Consider the following 17,529-nt stretch of genomic DNA (forward strand, 5'->3'; position numbering starts at 1 on the left):
GGCCGCGGCGGCGTCGGCGAAGAGACGCGCATGATGACGCGCGCCGGCCCGCTGGCGCGCGGCATCGACCACGCCGAGGCCGTGCTCGGCCGGCTGAACAAGCTGATCGGCCGGCAACTGCCGGAGTTCGCCGCCACCCAGCAGGCTGCATCCGCAGCGCCGGTGGCGGCGTCGCCGGCCCTGCGCGCGGCGATCTCCGACGCGCAGCAGGGCATCGCCCGTCGACTGGCTCCCGCCGGCGGCGCGCGCAGCGACATGGGCGCCGTCAGCACGCCGGCGATGCTGGAGGAACTGCACCAGCGCAAGCAGGCGCTCAAGCAGGCCGCGGCCACGCCGGTGGAGCGCGCGACGATCGAGATCGTGGCCCTTCTGTTCCAGAGCATCCTCACCGAGGAACGCATTCCCGCCACGGTGCGGGTGTGGTTCGCGCGGCTGCAGATGCCGGTGCTGCGCGTGGCGGTCAGCGAACCCGACTTCTTCGCCACCGTCGACCACCCGGCGCGCAAGCTGATCGACCGCATGGGTGCCTGCGTGATGGGGTTCGACGCCACCGGCCGCGCGGTGGCCGAACTGCTCGAAAAGGAGATCAAGCGCGTTGTCCAGGTGGTCGAGGCGTATCCCGACACCGGCCGGCGCGTCTTCCAGACCGTGCTGACCGAGTTCGAGAAGTTCCTCGAGCACTACTTCAAGAATGCCAACGAGGCTTCGCGCAAGGGCGTCTCGCTGGCTCAGCAGGTCGAGCAGCGCGAGACGATGGCGATCCAGTACACCATCGAGCTGCGCAAGATGCTCAACGAGGTGCCGGTGCAGGAGGGCGTGCGCGAGTTCCTGTTCCAGGTCTGGGCCGACGTGATGGCCATGACCGCCGTGAAGACGGGCGATGCACAGAGCGAGCAATCGAAGGCCATGAAGCGCGCCGCGGCCGACCTCATCTGGTCGGCCAGCGCCAAGGTGTCGCGCGAGGAGCGCGCCGAGGTGATCCGCCGCCTGCCGCCGCTGCTCAAGACGCTGCGCGAGGGCATGGAGAACGCCGGCGTGCCGCTGGACAAGCAGGACGAGCACATCCAGAAGCTCAACAATTCGCTGGCTGCGGCCTTCACCGCCAAGGCGGCGGTGATCCCGCACGAGCGGCTCGAGGAGCTGATGGGTCGCCTGGAGACGCTGGAGGAACTGCTGCCCGAGGCCGCCGATGTCGAGATCGACGAGTCGATGGTGCTGGACCTCTCCGGCCACGAGAGTTCCGAACTCGAGGTGGTGGGCGAGGGCGGCTCGATGCCGACGCCGGCCATGCTGGCCTGGGCGCGCGAGCTCCAGGTGGGCAGCTGGTACATGCTCGACTACCGGGGCCGCAACGAGCAGGTGCAGCTGGCCTGGCAGGGGCTGCGCAAGCAGCTGACGCTGTTCGTGTCGCCGCAGGGCCGCGGCATCCTGTTCCAGCAGCACCGCCTCGCTGCGTTCCTTCAGGCCGGCCTGCTCGTGCCGGCGCAGGAGGAATCTCTGACGGTCAAGGCCACGCGCAGCGCGCTGGCCAAGCTCGACGTCGATCCGAGCCGGCTGCTGAACTGAGCGCTGCCGCTCAGTGGATGAGCCGCTCTTCCGGGGCGACGAACAGTTCGTCGAGGATGAGCGCGTCGGGCTCCTCGCCCAGGCTCCAGAAGACCATCAGCACGATGATCTTGAGGTCCTCGAGGTCGAGCGGGCCGCCGCTGATCGCGCTGGCGCGGTCGATCACCATCTCGCGCATCGGCGGTGGAAGCACGCCGGCGGATTCGAGGAAGCTGATGAAGCCGATCGACTCCTCGCCGAGGTGCTCGTGCTCCTGGGCCGAATAGACGCGCAGGGCACCGGGCCGCTGTTCGCCGACGTAGGCCTCCGATGCATCGGCCAGGCCGTCGAGCCAGCGCAGCGCCTCCTGGATCTCGTCCGATTCGAAACCGACCGACGACAGCTTGCGGGTCAGCTGTTCATGGTCGGGACACGCATCGGGTCGCCAGTAGTTTTCGTACAGGTACACGAGCACGTCGAACATGGATTCACTATACCCCAGCGGCAATCGCGAGGTGCGTGAAGTTTCGGCCGTCCCTGTCAGGCCCTGTCGAGGCGCTGGAATCGCTGCCCGGGCAGCCGCTCGACTCGCCCGGCCAGTTCGAGGTCGAGCAGGCGCGCGTTGAGCTCGGCGGCGCTCCAACCGGTGCGCGCCACCAGCTCGTCCAGGCCGATCGGGTCATGGCCCATCGCGTCCAGCAGCGGATGGGCCGGAGCGTCGGGTTCCGGGGCAGACACCGCGGGCACGGCCGGCGCCATCGCGATACCGAGTTCGTCGAGCACGTCCAGCACCGTCTCGACGAGCTTGGCGCCTTGCTTGATCAGGGCGTGGCAGCCCTTGGCCTGTGGCGCGTGGATGGATCCGGGCATGGCGAAGACGTCGCGGCCAGCCTCGGCGGCCAGCCGGGCGGTGATCAGAGAGCCGGATTGAAGGGTGGCTTCGACCACCAGCGTGCCGCGCGTCAGGCCGGCAATGATGCGGTTGCGCTGGGGGAAGTTCTCCCGCAGGGGCGGCGTGCCGAGCGAGTACTCGCTGATGAGCAGGCCCTTCTCCGCGATCTGCTGGGAAAGTGTGGCATGCCGGCGGGGGTAGGCCTGGTCCAGCCCCGTGCCCACGACCGCGATCGTGCCACCAGGGGTGTCGAGCGCACCTTCGTGGGCGGCGCCGTCGATCCCCAGCGCCAGCCCGGAGACGATCGTGAGGCCGGCCTGGCCCAGTTGCGCGGCAAACGTCCGGGCATTCTCCCGCCCCTGCGCAGTGGCATGGCGGCTGCCGACCATGGCCAAAGACGGCAGGCGGAGCAACTCGACCCGTCCGCTGGCGTACAGCAGCAGCGGGGGATCGGCGATCTCGAGCAGGGGCGGTGGATAGTCGGGCTCGCCGAGGCACAGCACCTGGCGGCGACTGTCTGCGCTCAGCCAGTTGATCGTGGTGGAGATCAGCGCATCGTGGTGCTCGCCCGGCCGCGCCAGGGCCACGGCAGCTGCCGCGCTCACGACCTGACGGCGATCCTCGATGCTGGCCGCGAGAACGGCGTCAGGGGACCCGAAGGCGGCAAGCAGGCGCCGGGCGGCCTCGCGGCCGACCCCCGGGGTCTCGAGCAGGCGCAACCAGGCGCCGAGCTCGCGCGCGTCGCATTCGCGGCGGTTCATGTCGGGCCGGGAAGCGGGCCCCGGTGCCGGCTCAGGGCTGGGTGAACTTGTCGCCGGCCTTCACCGGGCTCTTCACCGACAGGATGAGCGCGTACGACATGCGGTCGAAGACGCGGAACACGAAGAGCATGCCGTGCCGCTCGTCGGGCAGCTTGATGGTCGGGCGAGCCGGGTCGGTCTTGTCGATCACCCTCTCGCCGGCAGTCCACAGGGCCAGCACATGGCCCCGCTCCATGCCGTCCGCCGACCCCTTGTTCAGCGCGACGATCTGGTTCTGCCCGGCGGTCAGCGCGTCGCCGTAGATCGACACGATCTGGCCCTGGATCGGGCTCTGCGGCGCGTGCGGCGCGTAGTTGCTGAACTCTCGCGGCGGCACGGGGGCCAGCCGGTCACCGACGCCCGCTTCCAGTTTGGCCGCCGTGACGGAGAAAGTCGCCGGCACGATCTCCGGCTTGCCATCGGCGCCGTTTCGCGTCTCGCCGGGGCGGACGTACTCCGCCGCGCCCACGTACGTGGCCTCGAAGCCGAGGACCTCCTGGGTGGTCGGGTCGCGCAGCGCCTTGGGCTCGCGGAAGATGCGGAACTCGCGTTGCGGCGCGATCTCGCCGCGCACGTAGGCCAGTTCGCCCTTGCCGAGCACGACGCGGCCCTCCTGCGTGCCGACGATGCGCGGCGCTGCCTCCAATTCGTTGGTCTGGAAGATCACGGCCTCGGTGAGGAACGGCTCGATCAGGTGGAACGGGATCGACGGGATGGCGCCGTCGCCCAGCGCCGAGGAGCGCACGCGCGGCGAGAGCTTGACGGTGCCGTCGGGCCCGACCTGCTGGCCCAGGCGCAGCCGGGCGCGGCCGTCGGTCTTGTCGAGGTACAGGATCTGGCCGGGGTAGATCAGGTGAGGGTTGCGGATCTGATCGAGATTCATGCCCCACAGCTCGGGCCAGCGCCAGGGCGACTTGAGGAACATGCTGGAGATGCCCCACAGCGTGTCGCCGCGCTTGACGGTGTAGGAGTCGGGTGCGTTGGCCGCCAGCTCGGACAGCGGCACGCCGGCCTGAGCCACCTGCTGCGCCGTGCTGCGCTGCTGAGGCGTCACGGGATAGTTGACGGCGAGCGCCGACGAGGCGAACAGCGCGGCGCCGAGGGCCGTCGAGAGCGCAGCGGCCCGGCGGGCAGAGGAGACAATCGGCTGGCGACGCATCATGGGGGCGGTTCTCCGGGCCGCGCTGAAGATTCCAGCGCGCTCTAGGGTTGCTGAGCCGAACGCTCCGTGAGCGGCCCGCATTCGGCGAAAATGCTCATATGGTTTCGAAGATTCTGCCTCTAAACCCTTGATATCGCAACGAAACTGGGCCGCTGCGGCCGGCAGTGTGAGGCCTGTCACGGACCGCCTCGTTGTGTGCGCTCCACAAAGGCTTCCGGCAGAATCGACTGGATACAAATGGCTCGACTGAACATCCTCCGCTATCCCGACCCGCGCCTGCACACCGTCGCCAAGCCGGTGCAGCAGGTCGACGAGCGCATCCGCCAGCTTGTCGACGACATGCTCGAGACCATGTACGACGCCGAAGGGGTCGGGCTGGCCGCGACCCAGGTCGACGTTCACGAGCGCGTGATCGTGATCGACACTTCCGAGGACCGCAACGAGCCTCGCGTGCTGATCAACCCTGAACTGATCATGCGCAGCGAGGAGATGCACGTCGGCGACGAGGGCTGCCTGTCGGTGCCGACCATCTACGACAAGGTGCAGCGCCATGCGCGCGTGCGCGTGCGGGCGCTGAACCGCAGCGGCGAGACCTACGAGTTCGACGCCGAGGGCCTGCTGTCGGTGTGCGTGCAGCACGAGATGGATCACCTGATGGGCAAGGTGTTCGTCGAGTACCTCAGCCCGCTCAAGCGCGACCGCATCAAGACCAAGATGCTGAAGAAGTCGCGCGACGAGGTCCGCGCCTGACGCGCCAGCCGATGCGCGTCGTCTTCGCCGGCACGCCGGAGTTCGCCGCGGTCGCGCTGCAGCGGCTGCACGAAGCGGGCTTCACGATCCCGCTGGTGCTCACGCAACCGGATCGGCCTGCCGGCCGCGGCCTGAAGCTGCAAGCCTCGCCGGTGAAGGCCTTCGCACTGACGCATGGCATCGCCGTGGCGCAGCCCCGTGGCCTGAAGCTCGACGGCAAATACGCCGACGACGCCGCCGCAGCCCGCGAGGCGCTGCAGGCTGCCCGGCCCGACGTGATGGTGGTCGCCGCCTACGGCCTGATCCTGCCGCCCTGGGTGCTCGAACTGCCGCGCCTGGGGTGCCTGAACATCCACGCCTCGCTGCTGCCGCGCTGGCGCGGCGCGGCGCCGATCCACCGCGCCATCGAGGCGGGCGATGCCGAGACCGGCATCACCATCATGCAGATGGACGCGGGCCTGGACACCGGCGACATGCTGCTGGTCGGGCGCGAGCCGATCCGCGCCGACGACACTACCGCCAGCCTGCACGACCGCCTGGCGGGGCTGGGTGGCCGGCTGATCGTCGAGGCGCTGGAACTGGCGGCCTGCGGTGGCCTGGCCCCGGTGCGCCAGCCCGAAGAGGGCGTGACCTACGCGCACAAGATCGAGAAGGCGGAAGCCGTGATCGACTGGCGACTGCCGGCGGTGCAGATCGAGCGCCGTTTGCGTGCCTTCGACCCGTTCCCCGGCGGCGTGGCGACGCTGGCGGGGGAATCGCTGAAGGTCTGGCGGGCCCGGGTCTGCCCCGGGACGGGCCTGCCCGGGCAGGTGCTGCAGGGGGGAGAAGCCGGCGTCGAGGTTGCCTGCGGTGAGGGCGCACTTCGCCTCACGGAGTTGCAGCGCGCAGGCGGCAAGCGCTTGCCGGCCGCCGCCTTCCTCGCCGGACACCCGATCGCGCCTGACGCCGTCTTCGAGGCGGCCGGCAGTTGAACTCGGCGGCCCGGGCCGCATCTACGGCAGTGCCGCATCTGCGGCGCCCACACGGAGTAGCAAGACCATGTTCAATCTGATGAAGACGGCCATCCTGATGGCGGCCATCACCGGCCTGTTCATGGCCATCGGCTCGGTCATGGGCGGGCAGAGCGGGATGATGATCGCGCTGGCCATCGCCATCGCGATGAATTTCTTCAGCTACTGGTTCTCCGACAAGATGGTGCTGAAGATGTACAACGCGCGCGAGGTCGACGAGACCACCGCGCCGCAGTTCTACCGCATGGTGCGCGAGCTGGCCGAGCGTGCCCAGCTGCCGATGCCGCGCGTGTACATCATCGACGAGCAGGCCCCCAATGCCTTCGCCACCGGCCGCAACCCGCAGAACGCGGCGGTGGCGGCCACCACCGGCATCATGCGCGTGCTCAGCGAGCGCGAACTGCGCGGCGTGATGGCGCACGAACTGGCGCACGTGAAGCATCGCGACATCCTGATCAGCACGATCAGCGCGACCATGGCCGGTGCGATCTCGATGCTGGCCAACTTCGCGATGATCTTCGGCGGACGCGACAGCGAAGGCCGCCCCGCCAACCCCATCGTCGGCATCCTGGTGATGCTGCTGGCGCCGCTGGCGGCCAGCCTGATCCAGATGGCGATCAGCCGCTCGCGCGAGTTCGAGGCCGACCGCGGCGGCGCCGAGATCTCGGGCGACCCGCGCGCGCTGGCCTCGGCGCTGGAGAAGATCCACGCCTACGCCCGCGGCATCCCGATGGCGGCGGCCGAGCGCCACCCGGAGACGGCGCAGATGATGATCATGAATCCGCTGGCCGGCGGCGGGCTGCGCGGGTTGTTCTCCACCCACCCGGCCACCGAGGAGCGCGTGCAGCGCCTGCTGGCCATGGCCGGCGGCGCCTGAGGCTCAAGTCGATGCGCCGGCTGCCGATAAGGCAGCCATGAAGCGCCTCGTTCCCCTGCTGCTGCTCACGCTCCTCGCCGGCTGCGACCTGCTCGGCATCGAGTCGCCGGAGAAAGTGGCCGCCAGCCGCGAGGCCGACGGCAAGGCCATCGGCGGTGCCTGTCGCCACGCCGGCCGGGCGATCGAGGACTGCTACGCGCTCAACAAGAAGGCCGATCGTGCCGCCGTGTTTGCCGGCTGGCGCGAGATGAACGACTACATGCGCGAGAACCAGCTCCAGGAGGTGGTGCCGCAGGTGGCCGCCTCCAACGCGGCCGCCAAGCCGTCGACGGAAGACCCCGATCACGCTGAAGACAAGGCTCCGGCGAAGAACCGCGAGTCCAAGGCCAAGCCCAAGGCGCGCGAGTCCTGATCGACTGACTGCCGCCACGGAAGGCGGCCCTCACGAGCGACGACAATGCGGGCATGACCCCGCTGCGTGCGCTGCTGCACGACTCCCACTTCCGCCGCGGTGCACGTGACATGCTCGACTTCGCGCCGGGCATCGCCGCCTGGGGCCTGGTCACCGGCGTGGCGATGGCCAAGAGCGGCCTGTCCTTGCCGCTGGCCGTGCTGATGTCGCTCACGGTGTATGCGGGCAGCGCGCAACTGGCCTCGCTGCCGCTGCTGGCCGGCGGCGCCCCGCTGTGGGTGATCTGGGCAGCAGCGTTCTGCGTCAACCTGCGCTTCGTGATCTTCAGCGCGCAATGGCGCGTGCACCTCGGCCACCTGCCGCGCGGCCGGCGGCTGGCGATCGGCTACCTGCTGGCCGATCTGAACCTGATCGCCTTCCAGCGCGCCTGGCCCGGCGGGCGCCGCGAAGAAGGGCAGGTGCACTACATCGTCGGCGGCATCGCCACGATCTGGCTGTGTTGGCAGATCCCGTCGCTGCTGGGCATCTTCCTGTCGGAGGCCATCCCCACCCAGTGGGGCCTGGGCTTCGCCGGCACGCTGGCCATGCTGGGCCTGACCTACGGCCTGATGCACGACCGCAGCACCTGGACGGCGGCCATCGTGGCCGGCGCCGCCGCCGTGGCCGCCTATGCGCTGCCCTTGAAGCTCAACATCGTGGTGGCGATCGCGGCCGCCGTGGCCGCGGGGCTGCTGATCGAGCAGGCCGAGCGCGCCGGGCAGAAGCTCAATGGAGGCGGCGCGTGACCGAGGGCTGGAACGGTGCGCTGGCCATCCTCGGCCTGGCGGTGGTGACGGTGGTCACCCGCAACTTCTTCCTTTTTCCCGAGCGGGAGGTCAAGATCCCGCTGTGGCTGCAGCGGGGGCTGAAAGTGGCTCCGCTGGCGGCGCTGGCCGCGGTGGTCGTCCCGGAGATCTTCCTGACGCGCGGGGCGTTCATCACCACCTGGCAGGACGCGCGGCTACCCGCCGTGCTGGCCTCCACGCTGTACTACCTGTGGCGCCCTGGCGTGCTCGGGCCGCTGCTCGCTGGCCTGGCCGTATTCCTGCCGTTGCGGCTGGTGTGGGGTTGGTAGCGCCAGCCTCGAACGATTTCTCGAAGTAACCAGGTTACCTTATCATCAACCATTGAGTTTCATCATGAACGTTCTTCGCTTCACCGACCTGATCGCCGCCGGCAAGGTGGCCGGCCAGCGCGTCTTCATCCGTGCCGACCTCAACGTGCCGCAGGACGACGCCGGCAACATCACCGAGGACACCCGCATCCGCGCCAGCGTGCCCTGCGTCGAGCAGGCGCTGAAGGCCGGCGCGGCAGTGATGGTGACCTCGCACCTGGGCCGCCCGACCGAAGGCGAGTTCAAGCCTGAGGATTCGCTGGCGCCGGTCGCGAAGCGCATGGGCGAGCTGCTCGGCCGCGAGGTGACGCTGGTGTCCAACTGGGTCGATGGCGTGCAGGTGGCGCCTGGCCAGGTGGTGATGCTGGAGAACTGCCGCCTCAACAAGGGCGAGAAGAAGAACAACGAGGAACTGGCGAAGAAGATGGCTGCGCTGTGCGACATCTTCGTACACGACGCCTTCGGCACCGCGCACCGCGCCGAGGCCTCAACCTACGGTATCGCGCAGTTCGCCAGGATCGCCTGCGCCGGCCCGCTGCTGGCCGCCGAAATCGACGCGATCTCCAAGGCGCTGGCCAACCCGAAGCGCCCGCTGGTGGCCATCGTCGCCGGCAGCAAGGTCAGCACCAAGCTGACCATCCTGCAGAGCCTGGCGAAGAACGTCGACCAGCTGATCGTCGGCGGTGGCATCGCCAATACCTTCATGCTGGCTGCGGGTCTGCCCATTGGCAACAGCCTGGTCGAGAAGGATCTGGTGGGCGACGCCAAGGCGGTGATCGAGGCGATGAAGGCGCGCGGCGCCGCGGTGCCGATTCCCGTCGATGTCGTGGTCGCCAAGGCGTTCAAGGCCGACGCGACGCCGACCGTCAAGGCCGCGACCGACGTCGCCGCCGACGACCTGATCCTCGACATCGGCCCGCAGACCGCCGCACAGCTCGCCGGCATGCTCAAGGCCGCCGGCACCATCGTCTGGAACGGCCCGGTGGGCGTGTTCGAGTTCGACGCGTTCGCCAAGGGCACCGAGGCCATCGCGCGCGCCATCGCCGACAGCAGCGCCTTCAGCATCGCCGGCGGCGGCGACACGCTGGCGGCCATCGCCAAGTACGGCATCGAGAAGCAGGTGGGCTACATCTCCACCGGCGGCGGTGCCTTCCTCGAGGTGCTGGAAGGCAAGACGCTGCCGGCCTTCGAGATCCTCGCCAAGCGCGCGCAGGCATGACAGTCATGCCTGCCATCACGGGTCGGCGCGCCACGGCACTTCGATAATCCGCCGACCCCATCCACGGAGACTCCATGCCCCGCGCCACCAAGATCGTCGCCACCCTCGGCCCCGCCTCCAGCTCCCCCGAGGTGCTGGAGCGCATGATGCGCGCCGGGGTCGACGTGGTGCGGCTGAACTTCTCGCACGGCAAGGCGCAGGACCACATCGACCGCGCCGCGCTCGTGCGCGAGGTGGCGGCGCGTGCCGGCAAGGAAGTGGCCATCATGGCCGACCTGCAGGGCCCGAAGATCCGCGTCGGCAAGTTTGACGGCGGCTCGACGGTGCTGCAGCCGGGGCAGACCTTCGTGCTCGACGCCGGCACCAGCGAGCTCGGCAACAACGAGCGCGTGGGCCTGGACTACAAGGACCTGCCGCGCGACGTGAAGCCCGGCGACACGCTGCTGCTCAACGACGGCCTGATCAGGCTGACGGTGGACGCAGTGCGCGGCGAGCAGGTGGTGACCAGCGTGGTGGTCGGCGGCGAACTGTCGAACAACAAGGGCATCAACAAGGCCGGCGGCGGGCTGACCGCGCCGGCGCTCACGGCCAAGGACATGGAGGACATCAAGACCGCGATGTCCTTCCAGTGCGAGTACCTGGCGGTGAGCTTCCCGAAGAACGCCACCGACATGGAGATGGCGCGCCAGCTCGCCAACGTGGCCGGCGAGCCCTGGCGCCACAAGCCGGCGATGATCGCCAAGATCGAGCGCAGCGAAGCGATTCCGGTGCTCGACCAGATCCTCAAGGCCAGCGACGGCATCATGGTCGCGCGCGGTGACCTCGCAGTGGAAGTCGGCAACGCCGCCGTGCCGGCGCTGCAGAAGCGCATGATCCGCATGGCGCGCGAGATGGACAAGGTGGTCATCACCGCGACGCAGATGATGGAGTCGATGATCGTCAACCCGGTGCCCACGCGCGCCGAGGTGAGCGACGTGGCCAACGCCGTGCTCGACGGCACCGACGCCGTGATGCTCAGCGCCGAGACCGCGGCCGGCAAGTACCCGGTGGAGACCATCACGCAGATGGCGGCGATCGCGCTGGAGGCCGAGGCCGCCGAGGACATCACCATCGAGACCGACTTCACCAACAAGAAGTTCGGCCGCATCGACCAGTCGATCGCGATGGGCGCGCTGTTCACCGCGCATCACCTCGGCTGCAAGGCCATCCTCGCGCTGACCGAGTCGGGCTCGACGGCGCTGTGGATGAGCCGGCACAACGTCAAGGTGCCGATCTACGGCCTGACCACGCAGCTCGTCTCGCAGCGCAAGATGACGCTGTACCGCAACGTGCGGCCCCTGCTCATGGCCACCCACACCGACCGCGACCAGGCGCTGGCGGCGGCGGAGAAGCTGCTGGTCGACAGGGGCGTGCTGCGCCCCGGCGATACCTACGCGATCACCTGCGGCGAGCCGATGGGCTACCCCGGTGGCACCAACATGCTCAAGGTCTGCCGCGTCGCCTGATGGCCAGCACGCTCACCCTGGCCGACGTCGAAGCCGCCGCACGGCGCCTGCGCGGCGAGGTGGTCGACACGCCCTGCCTGCATTCGCGCACCCTGTCGTCGCTGGCCGGCTGCGAGGTTTTCCTCAAGTTCGAGAACCACCAGTTCACCGCCTCCTTCAAGGAGCGCGGCGCGCTGAACAAGATGGCACAGCTGAGTGCGGCCGAGCGCGCAGCCGGCGTGCTGGCGGTGTCGGCGGGCAACCACGCGCAGGGCGTGGCGTATCACGCGCAGCGCATGGGCATCCCGGCGACCATCGTGATGCCGCGCTTCGCACCGGCGGTGAAGGTCGACAACACGCGCCGCTTCGGCGCCACCGTGGTGCTCGAGGGCGACACTTTCGACGATGCGCGCGCGCATGGCCTCGCGCTCGCGCAGGAGCGCGGCTACACGGTCGTGCATCCGTACGACGACCTCGCGGTGGCCGCTGGCCAGGGCACGATCGCGCTGGAGATGCTCGCGGCTCAGCCCGAGATCGACACGCTGCTGGTGGCCATCGGCGGCGGCGGGCTCATCGCCGGCATGGCCACCGCCGCCAAGGCGATCAAGCCGGGCATCGAGGTCTACGGCGTGCAGACCGAGCGCTTCCCGGCGGTGTGGAACGCTGTTCACGGCGAGCACCGCGAATGCGCCCAGGCCACCATCGCCGACGGCATCGCCGTCAAGTCGCCGGGCACGCTGACGGTGCCGATCATCCGCGAGCGCGTGAACGACGTGCTGCTGGTGAGCGAGGACGACATCGAGCAGGCCATCCTGATGCTGCTCGAGATCGAGAAGACGGTGGTCGAAGGCGCCGGCGGCGTCGGCCTCGCGGCGCTGATGAAGCACCGCGAGCGATTCGCCGGCCGCAAGGTCGGCCTCGTGCTGTGCGGCGGCAACATCGAGCCGCTGGTGCTGGCCGAGATCATCCAGCGCGGCATGGTGAAGTCGGGCCGGCTGGCGCGGCTGCGCCTGGACATCCGCGACGTGCCGGGCGCGCTGGCCGATGTGGCCACGCTGCTCGGCAAGCTCGGTGCCAACATCGACGAGGTGCGCCACCAGCGCGCCTTCACTTCGCTGTCGGTCGAGCGCGCCGAGATCGAGGTCGTGGTGCAGACACGCGGCGTCGAGCACATCGCGCAGATCGTCGAGGCGATGCGCACGCAGGGTTACCGGGCCGAACGCATCGGTTGACGGTTCTCAAGCCGCGACCGCGGCGGCCGGCGGAGCATGAGGATCGAACTGATCCGGGAGATCCGCCATGACGAGCGCGCCGACGAGTTGCATCCGCTGGTTTCGAGACCTGACGCTGGCCGACTTGCCGCTGGTGGGCGGCAAGAACGCCTCGCTCGGCGAGATGTTCCGCTCGCTGGCGCCGCTGGGTGTGCGTATTCCCGACGGTTTCGCGGTCACGGCCGAGGCCTACCGCGACGCGCTCGACGAATCGGATGCCTGGGTGGAACTGCACCGTGCGCTCGACGGCCTGGACAAGCGCGACGTCAAGGCCCTGGCGCGTGCCGGCAAGCGCTGCCGCGAGATCGTCTATGGCGCGCCGATGCCGAAGCATGTCGAGACCACGATCCGCGAGGCCTGGCGCGAGATGACGGCGCGCTTCGGCGAAGACCTCAGCGTGGCGGTGCGCAGCTCGGCCACCGCCGAAGACCTGCCCAACGCCAGCTTCGCGGGCCAGCACGACACCTACCTCAACATCCAGGGCGAGGAGGTGCTGCTCGATGCCGTGAAGCGCTGCCAGGCGTCGCTCTTCACCGACCGCGCCATCTCCTATCGCATCGACAACGGCTTCGACCACTTCAAGGTCTACCTGTCGGTGGCGGTGATGCAGATGGTGCGCAGCGACCTGGCCTCCAGCGGCGTGATGTTCAGCATCGACACCGAGTCGGGCCACCCCGACATGGTGTTCATCACCGGCGCCTGGGGCCTGGGCGAGAACGTGGTGCAGGGCGCCGTCGACCCCGACGAGTTCTACGTGCACAAGCCGACCTACAAGCAGGGCTTTCGCAGCGTGCTGCGCCGCACCCTGGGCGACAAGCAGGTGCAGATGGTCTATGCCAGCGGCCGCACGCGCGAGCCGGTGGTGAACCGCCCGACTCCGAAGGCCGACCGGGCGCGCTTCTGCCTGAGCGATGCCGACGTGCTGGAACTGGCCGGCGCCGCCATCCAGATCGAGGAGCACTACGGCCGCCCGATGGACATCGAGTGGGCCAAGGACGGCCCCGATGGCCCGCTTTACATCGTGCAGGCGCGGCCCGAGACCGCGATGTCGCAGCGCAAGGCCGCACAGATCGAGGAGTTCGTGCTCGACGGGAAGGGCGAGGTGAAGGCGCGCGGCCGCGCCGTGGGCGCGCGCATCGCCACTGGCGCGGTGCGGCGCGTGGCCGATGCGCGCCACCTGGCCGAGTTCCGGCCCGGCGAGGTGCTGGTGGCCGACACCACCACGCCCGACTGGGAGCCGGTGATGAAGACGGCGGCGGCGATCGTCACCAACCGCGGCGGGCGCACCTGCCATGCAGCCATCGTCGCGCGGGAGCTGGGCATTCCGGCGGTGGTCGGCGCGGAACATGCGACCACGGCGCTGGCGGATGGCGAACGCGTGACGGTGTCTTGCGCCGAAGGGGCCGTCGGCAAGGTCTATGCGGGCGAGGTGGCCTTCCACCGCGAGGTGAGCGACCTCGCCGGGCTGAAGAAGCCGCACACCGAGATCATGGTCAACCTCGGCAATCCGGAGCTGGCCTTCCAGGTGAGCCAGCTGCCCTGCGACGGCGTCGGCCTGGCCCGCATGGAATTCGTGATCAACGAGCACATCAAGGTGCACCCGATGGCGGTGCTGCACCCCGAGCGCATCGCAGACGAGAAGGAGAGGGCCCAGATGCTCACCCTGATTGAAGGGCATCGCGACGGCGCGAGCTACTTCATCGAGCGGCTGGCCGAGGGCATCGGCACGATCGCCGCGGCCTTCTACCCGCGGCCGGTGATCGTGCGGCTGTCGGACTTCAAGAGCAACGAATACGCCGCGCTGATGGGCGGCCGCGCCTTCGAGCCGCACGAGGAGAACCCGATGATCGGCTTCCGCGGCGCGGCGCGTTACGTGCACCCGGCCTATGCAGAGGGCTTCGCCCTCGAGTGCCAGGCGCTCAAGCGCGTGCGCGACGACATGGGACTGACGAACCTGAAGGTGATGGTGCCGTTCTGCCGCCGGCTCGACGAGGCGCGCCGGGTGCTCGATGCGATGGCGAGCCACGGCCTGGCGCGCGGTACCAACGGGCTCCAGGTCTACGTGATGTGCGAGATCCCGAACAACGTGCTGCTGATCGACGAGTTTTCCGAGCTCTTCGATGGCTTCTCGATCGGCTCGAACGATCTGACGCAGCTGACCCTGGGCGTGGACCGCGACAGCGAGATCGTGGCCGAATCCTTCGACGAGCGCGACCCGGGCATGCTGAAGATGCTGCGGCTGGCCGTGGAAGGCGCCCGGCGCAACGGCCGGCACAGCGGCATCTGCGGCCAGGCGCCGAGCGACCACCCGGAGATCGCGAAGTACCTGGTCGGCCTGGGCATCGACAGCATCAGCCTGACGCCGGACACCGTGCTGCGCACGATGCGCATGCTGGCGGAGATCGAGGCGGGCAAGGGCTGATCGGGCCGCCCGCATCCCCCGGATGCGGAGGTGTGAATGACCCGGCTGCGCCGACCCCGCTGGCTAAAATCCTTGTAGTTACCGCCAGGTTACCGGCGCCGGTGCGTGGCGAGCCGACCGATTCAAACTCCGGAGAACCTCCATGCCTCTCGTCTCGATGCGTCAGCTGCTCGACCACGCCGCCGAAAACGGCTACGGCATCCCCGCCTTCAACGTCAACAACCTCGAGCAGGTGCAGGCGGTGATGCAGGCCGCCAATGAAGTCGGTGCGCCGGTCATCCTGCAGGCCAGCGCCGGGGCGCGCAAGTACGCCGGCGAGCCCTTCATCAAGCACCTGATCCAGGCGGCCACCGAGTCGTATCCGCACATTCCGCTGGTGATGCACCAGGACCACGGCACCTCGCCCGCCGTCTGCGAGGGCGCCATCAAGCTCGGCTTCGGCTCGGTGATGATGGACGGTTCGCTGCGCGACGACGGCAAGACGCCGGCGAGCTTCGACTACAACGTCGAGGTCACGCGCAAGGTGGTGGACATGGCCCACGCCGTGGGCGTGACGGTCGAGGGCGAACTCGGCTGCCTGGGAAACCTGGAGACGGGTGACGCCGGCGAAGAAGACGGCATCGGCGCGGCCGGCAAGCTCGACCACAGCCAGATGCTCACCGACCCCGAGGAAGCGGCGGTCTTCGTGAAGGCCACGCAACTGGACGCGCTGGCCATCGCCATCGGCACCAGCCACGGCGCCTACAAGTTCAGCCGCAAGCCCACCGGCGACATCCTGGCGATCGGCCGAGTCAAGGAGATCCACAAGCGCATCCCGAACACGCACCTGGTGATGCACGGCTCCTCGTCGGTGCCGCCGGAGCTGCTGGCCATCATCAACCAGTACGGCGGCAAGATGAAGGAGACCTTCGGCGTGCCGGTCGAGGAGATCCAGGAAGCGATCAAGCACGGTGTTCGCAAGATCAACATCGACACCGACATCCGCCTGGCGATGACCGGCGCCGTGCGCAAGTTCCTCGCCGAGAACCCGGACAAGTTCGATGCGCGCGAGTGGCTCAAGCCGGCGCGCGAGGCTGCCTACAAGGTGTGCAAGCAGCGCTACCTGGAATTCGGCTGCGAAGGCCAGGCCGCCAAGATCAAGGCACAGAGCTTGACCGAAGTGGCCCAGCGCTACGCCCGCGGCGAGCTGGCGCAGACGGTGGTCTGAGCGCTGCCCACGGCCTCTCGGAACCCGGCTTCGGCCGGGTTTTTCGTTGGGGCCGGTTCGTAGAATTGCCCGATCCCCCTCCTGCCACCCACGCCCACGCGGCGACCGAAGGACTGCCATGACTGCCGCCCTGTACGAAAGCTCCCTGCACTCCCTGCCGCTGATTGCCCGGGGCAAGGTGCGCGACAACTATGCGGTGGGCGAAGACCGCCTGCTGATGGTGGCGACCGACCGGCTCAGCGCCTTCGACGTGGTGATGAACGAGCCTATTCCGGGCAAGGGCGAAACGCTCACGAAGATGGCGTTGTTCTGGTTTGCCAGGCTCGGCCACATCGTGCCCAACCACCTGACCGGCGAAGACCCGGAGAGCGTGGTGGCGCCCGACGAGCGCGAGCAGGTGCGCGGCCGCTCGATGCTGGTGAAGCGGCTGAAGCCGCTGCCGGTGGAGGCGGTGGTGCGAGGCTACCTGGCCGGCAGCGGCTGGAAGGAGTACCAGCTGAGCGGCAGCGTGTGCGGCGTGAAGCTGCCGCCGGGCCTGAAGAACGCCAGCAAGCTGCCCGAGCCCATCTTCACGCCGGCGACGAAGGCCGAGATGGGCGAGCACGACGAGAACATCAGCTTCGAGCGCATGGAGCAGATCGTCGGCACCGAGCTGGCGGCCAAGGTGCGCGATGTGTCGATCCGCCTCTACAAGGAGGCCGCGGAGTATGCGTTGACGCGCGGAATCATCATCGCCGATACCAAGTTCGAGTTCGGGCTGGACAAAGATGGCACGCTGACCTTGATGGACGAGATCCTGACGCCGGATTCGTCACGGTTCTGGCCGGTGGAGGAATATTCGGAAGGGAACAATCCGCCGAGCTTTGACAAGCAGTTCGTGCGGGATTGGCTGGAGAGTGTTCGTGTCGATGGGCGATTGTGGAACAAGCGATCTCCAGCGCCAACATTGCACTCCGATATTGTTGCTCTATCGACTAAGCGATATCAGATCGCACTTCATGCGCTGACGGAGAAGTGATATGTCATCAAGATTTCTCGCGCAGCAGGAATTGCTAGCTAGTTCGGCGGCGACTCCGTCAGAGCAGTTTATTGCCAACGCGAGAATCGCTGCCTATCGAGCGAGACGGGGCGAAATAGACAAGGCAAAGGCGATTATTGCTCTAGTCAGAGGGCAACCCAGGGAAGTATTGGGTGCACCACTGTTATCACTCGTCAATATTGCGGAAGGGCTCATTCTTCTCAAATCTGGTGATGCTCAAAGCGCTGTCGAGAAGTGGCTGCGTTCACGGGCAATATCCCTTTCGTGCTCCCACGCCGAAGGCGTC

General features: G+C 68.5%; 17 protein-coding genes. 14 read left to right on the top strand and 3 right to left on the bottom strand.

Annotation, left to right across the window (positions count from 1 at the left end; translation table 11 throughout):
- The coding region (locus tag AB7U92_RS05705; protein ID WP_428575218.1) for a DUF1631 family protein at nt 1-1,566 on the top strand (1,566 nt) is incomplete at its 5' end.
- Nucleotides 1,567-1,576: 10 nt separating this feature from the next.
- Here the strand turns inward: AB7U92_RS05705 and AB7U92_RS05710 are convergent.
- Genes AB7U92_RS05710 through AB7U92_RS05720 form a run of 3 tightly spaced genes read right to left on the bottom strand, consistent with a single transcriptional unit; the run spans nt 1,577 to nt 4,399 of the window.
- Entirely contained in the window at nt 1,577-2,029 is a 453-nt protein-coding gene (locus AB7U92_RS05710; protein WP_428575219.1) for a DUF494 family protein, read from the bottom strand.
- Between the two features lie 56 nt (nt 2,030-2,085).
- The gene (dprA, locus tag AB7U92_RS05715) at nt 2,086-3,198 is read right to left on the bottom strand and encodes a DNA-processing protein DprA (RefSeq protein ID WP_428575220.1); all 1,113 of its coding nucleotides are present in this window, start codon (nt 3,196-3,198) and stop codon (nt 2,086-2,088) included.
- A gap of 31 nt (nt 3,199-3,229) precedes the next feature.
- Nucleotides 3,230-4,399, bottom strand: a complete 1,170-nt coding sequence (locus tag AB7U92_RS05720) for a LysM peptidoglycan-binding domain-containing protein (RefSeq protein ID WP_428575221.1) — start codon at nt 4,397-4,399, stop codon at nt 3,230-3,232.
- A 237-nt stretch (nt 4,400-4,636) separates the two neighbouring features.
- Between AB7U92_RS05720 and def the strand changes: the two genes are divergently transcribed.
- The 13 genes from def to AB7U92_RS05785 form a co-directional block, all read left to right on the top strand.
- Complete coding sequence (def, locus tag AB7U92_RS05725; RefSeq protein WP_428575222.1) at nt 4,637-5,149, top strand: peptide deformylase; 513 nt, start codon at nt 4,637-4,639, stop codon at nt 5,147-5,149.
- 11 nt (nt 5,150-5,160) lie between these two features.
- Nucleotides 5,161-6,120 (top strand): methionyl-tRNA formyltransferase, encoded by a 960-nt coding sequence (fmt, locus tag AB7U92_RS05730; protein ID WP_428575223.1) that lies wholly within the window; start codon nt 5,161-5,163, stop codon nt 6,118-6,120.
- Nucleotides 6,121-6,187: 67 nt separating this feature from the next.
- Nucleotides 6,188-7,036 carry a zinc metalloprotease HtpX gene (gene htpX / locus AB7U92_RS05735; protein ID WP_428575224.1) on the top strand — a complete coding sequence of 283 codons (849 nt, stop codon included), beginning with the start codon at nt 6,188-6,190 and terminating at the stop codon, nt 7,034-7,036.
- Between the two features lie 37 nt (nt 7,037-7,073).
- The gene (locus AB7U92_RS05740) at nt 7,074-7,448 is read left to right on the top strand and encodes a hypothetical protein (protein ID WP_428575225.1); all 375 of its coding nucleotides are present in this window, start codon (nt 7,074-7,076) and stop codon (nt 7,446-7,448) included.
- A gap of 53 nt (nt 7,449-7,501) precedes the next feature.
- Entirely contained in the window at nt 7,502-8,233 is a 732-nt protein-coding gene (locus tag AB7U92_RS05745; RefSeq protein WP_428575226.1) for an AzlC family ABC transporter permease, read from the top strand.
- Nucleotides 8,230-8,562 carry an AzlD domain-containing protein gene (locus AB7U92_RS05750; protein WP_428575227.1) on the top strand — a complete coding sequence of 111 codons (333 nt, stop codon included), beginning with the start codon at nt 8,230-8,232 and terminating at the stop codon, nt 8,560-8,562. Before AB7U92_RS05745 ends, AB7U92_RS05750 begins: the two co-directional genes overlap by 4 nt.
- A gap of 64 nt (nt 8,563-8,626) precedes the next feature.
- A complete protein-coding gene (locus AB7U92_RS05755) occupies nt 8,627-9,820 on the top strand; it encodes a phosphoglycerate kinase (protein ID WP_428575228.1) in 1,194 nt (397 codons plus the stop codon).
- 74 nt (nt 9,821-9,894) lie between these two features.
- On the top strand, nt 9,895-11,325 hold the full coding sequence (gene pyk, locus AB7U92_RS05760; protein WP_428575229.1) for a pyruvate kinase: 1,431 nt from the start codon (nt 9,895-9,897) through the stop codon (nt 11,323-11,325).
- Nucleotides 11,325-12,536, top strand: a complete 1,212-nt coding sequence (locus AB7U92_RS05765; protein ID WP_428575230.1) for a threonine ammonia-lyase — start codon at nt 11,325-11,327, stop codon at nt 12,534-12,536. Before pyk ends, AB7U92_RS05765 begins: the two co-directional genes overlap by 1 nt.
- Before the next feature lie 67 nt (nt 12,537-12,603).
- Complete coding sequence (ppsA, locus tag AB7U92_RS05770) at nt 12,604-14,997, top strand: phosphoenolpyruvate synthase (protein WP_428575231.1); 2,394 nt, start codon at nt 12,604-12,606, stop codon at nt 14,995-14,997.
- A gap of 142 nt (nt 14,998-15,139) precedes the next feature.
- The gene (gene fba / locus AB7U92_RS05775) at nt 15,140-16,204 is read left to right on the top strand and encodes a class II fructose-bisphosphate aldolase (protein WP_428575232.1); all 1,065 of its coding nucleotides are present in this window, start codon (nt 15,140-15,142) and stop codon (nt 16,202-16,204) included.
- Nucleotides 16,205-16,322: 118 nt separating this feature from the next.
- On the top strand, nt 16,323-17,222 hold the full coding sequence (locus tag AB7U92_RS05780) for a phosphoribosylaminoimidazolesuccinocarboxamide synthase (RefSeq protein WP_428575233.1): 900 nt from the start codon (nt 16,323-16,325) through the stop codon (nt 17,220-17,222).
- Between the two features lies 1 nt (nt 17,223).
- Nucleotides 17,224-17,529: hypothetical protein (locus AB7U92_RS05785; RefSeq protein ID WP_428575234.1), on the top strand; the 306-nt coding region annotated here is incomplete at its 3' end.

This window comes from Piscinibacter sp., from assembly GCF_050175855.1.
Classification (GTDB): domain Bacteria; phylum Pseudomonadota; class Gammaproteobacteria; order Burkholderiales; family Burkholderiaceae_C; genus Piscinibacter.

Bases quoted from the DNA above. Each gene is read 5' to 3' on its own strand.
- AB7U92_RS05710 (WP_428575219.1), bottom strand. From the start codon at position 2,029: ATGTTCGACGTGCTCGTGTACCTGTACGAAAACTACTGGCGACCCGAT.
- dprA (WP_428575220.1), bottom strand. From the start codon at position 3,198: ATGAACCGCCGCGAATGCGACGCGCGCGAGCTCGGCGCCTGGTTGCGC.
- AB7U92_RS05720 (WP_428575221.1), bottom strand. From the start codon at position 4,399: ATGATGCGTCGCCAGCCGATTGTCTCCTCTGCCCGCCGGGCCGCTGCG.
- def (WP_428575222.1), top strand. From the start codon at position 4,637: ATGGCTCGACTGAACATCCTCCGCTATCCCGACCCGCGCCTGCACACC.
- fmt (WP_428575223.1), top strand. From the start codon at position 5,161: ATGCGCGTCGTCTTCGCCGGCACGCCGGAGTTCGCCGCGGTCGCGCTG.
- htpX (WP_428575224.1), top strand. From the start codon at position 6,188: ATGTTCAATCTGATGAAGACGGCCATCCTGATGGCGGCCATCACCGGC.
- AB7U92_RS05740 (WP_428575225.1), top strand. From the start codon at position 7,074: ATGAAGCGCCTCGTTCCCCTGCTGCTGCTCACGCTCCTCGCCGGCTGC.
- AB7U92_RS05745 (WP_428575226.1), top strand. From the start codon at position 7,502: ATGACCCCGCTGCGTGCGCTGCTGCACGACTCCCACTTCCGCCGCGGT.
- AB7U92_RS05755 (WP_428575228.1), top strand. From the start codon at position 8,627: ATGAACGTTCTTCGCTTCACCGACCTGATCGCCGCCGGCAAGGTGGCC.
- pyk (WP_428575229.1), top strand. From the start codon at position 9,895: ATGCCCCGCGCCACCAAGATCGTCGCCACCCTCGGCCCCGCCTCCAGC.
- AB7U92_RS05765 (WP_428575230.1), top strand. From the start codon at position 11,325: ATGGCCAGCACGCTCACCCTGGCCGACGTCGAAGCCGCCGCACGGCGC.
- ppsA (WP_428575231.1), top strand. From the start codon at position 12,604: ATGACGAGCGCGCCGACGAGTTGCATCCGCTGGTTTCGAGACCTGACG.
- fba (WP_428575232.1), top strand. From the start codon at position 15,140: ATGCCTCTCGTCTCGATGCGTCAGCTGCTCGACCACGCCGCCGAAAAC.
- AB7U92_RS05780 (WP_428575233.1), top strand. From the start codon at position 16,323: ATGACTGCCGCCCTGTACGAAAGCTCCCTGCACTCCCTGCCGCTGATT.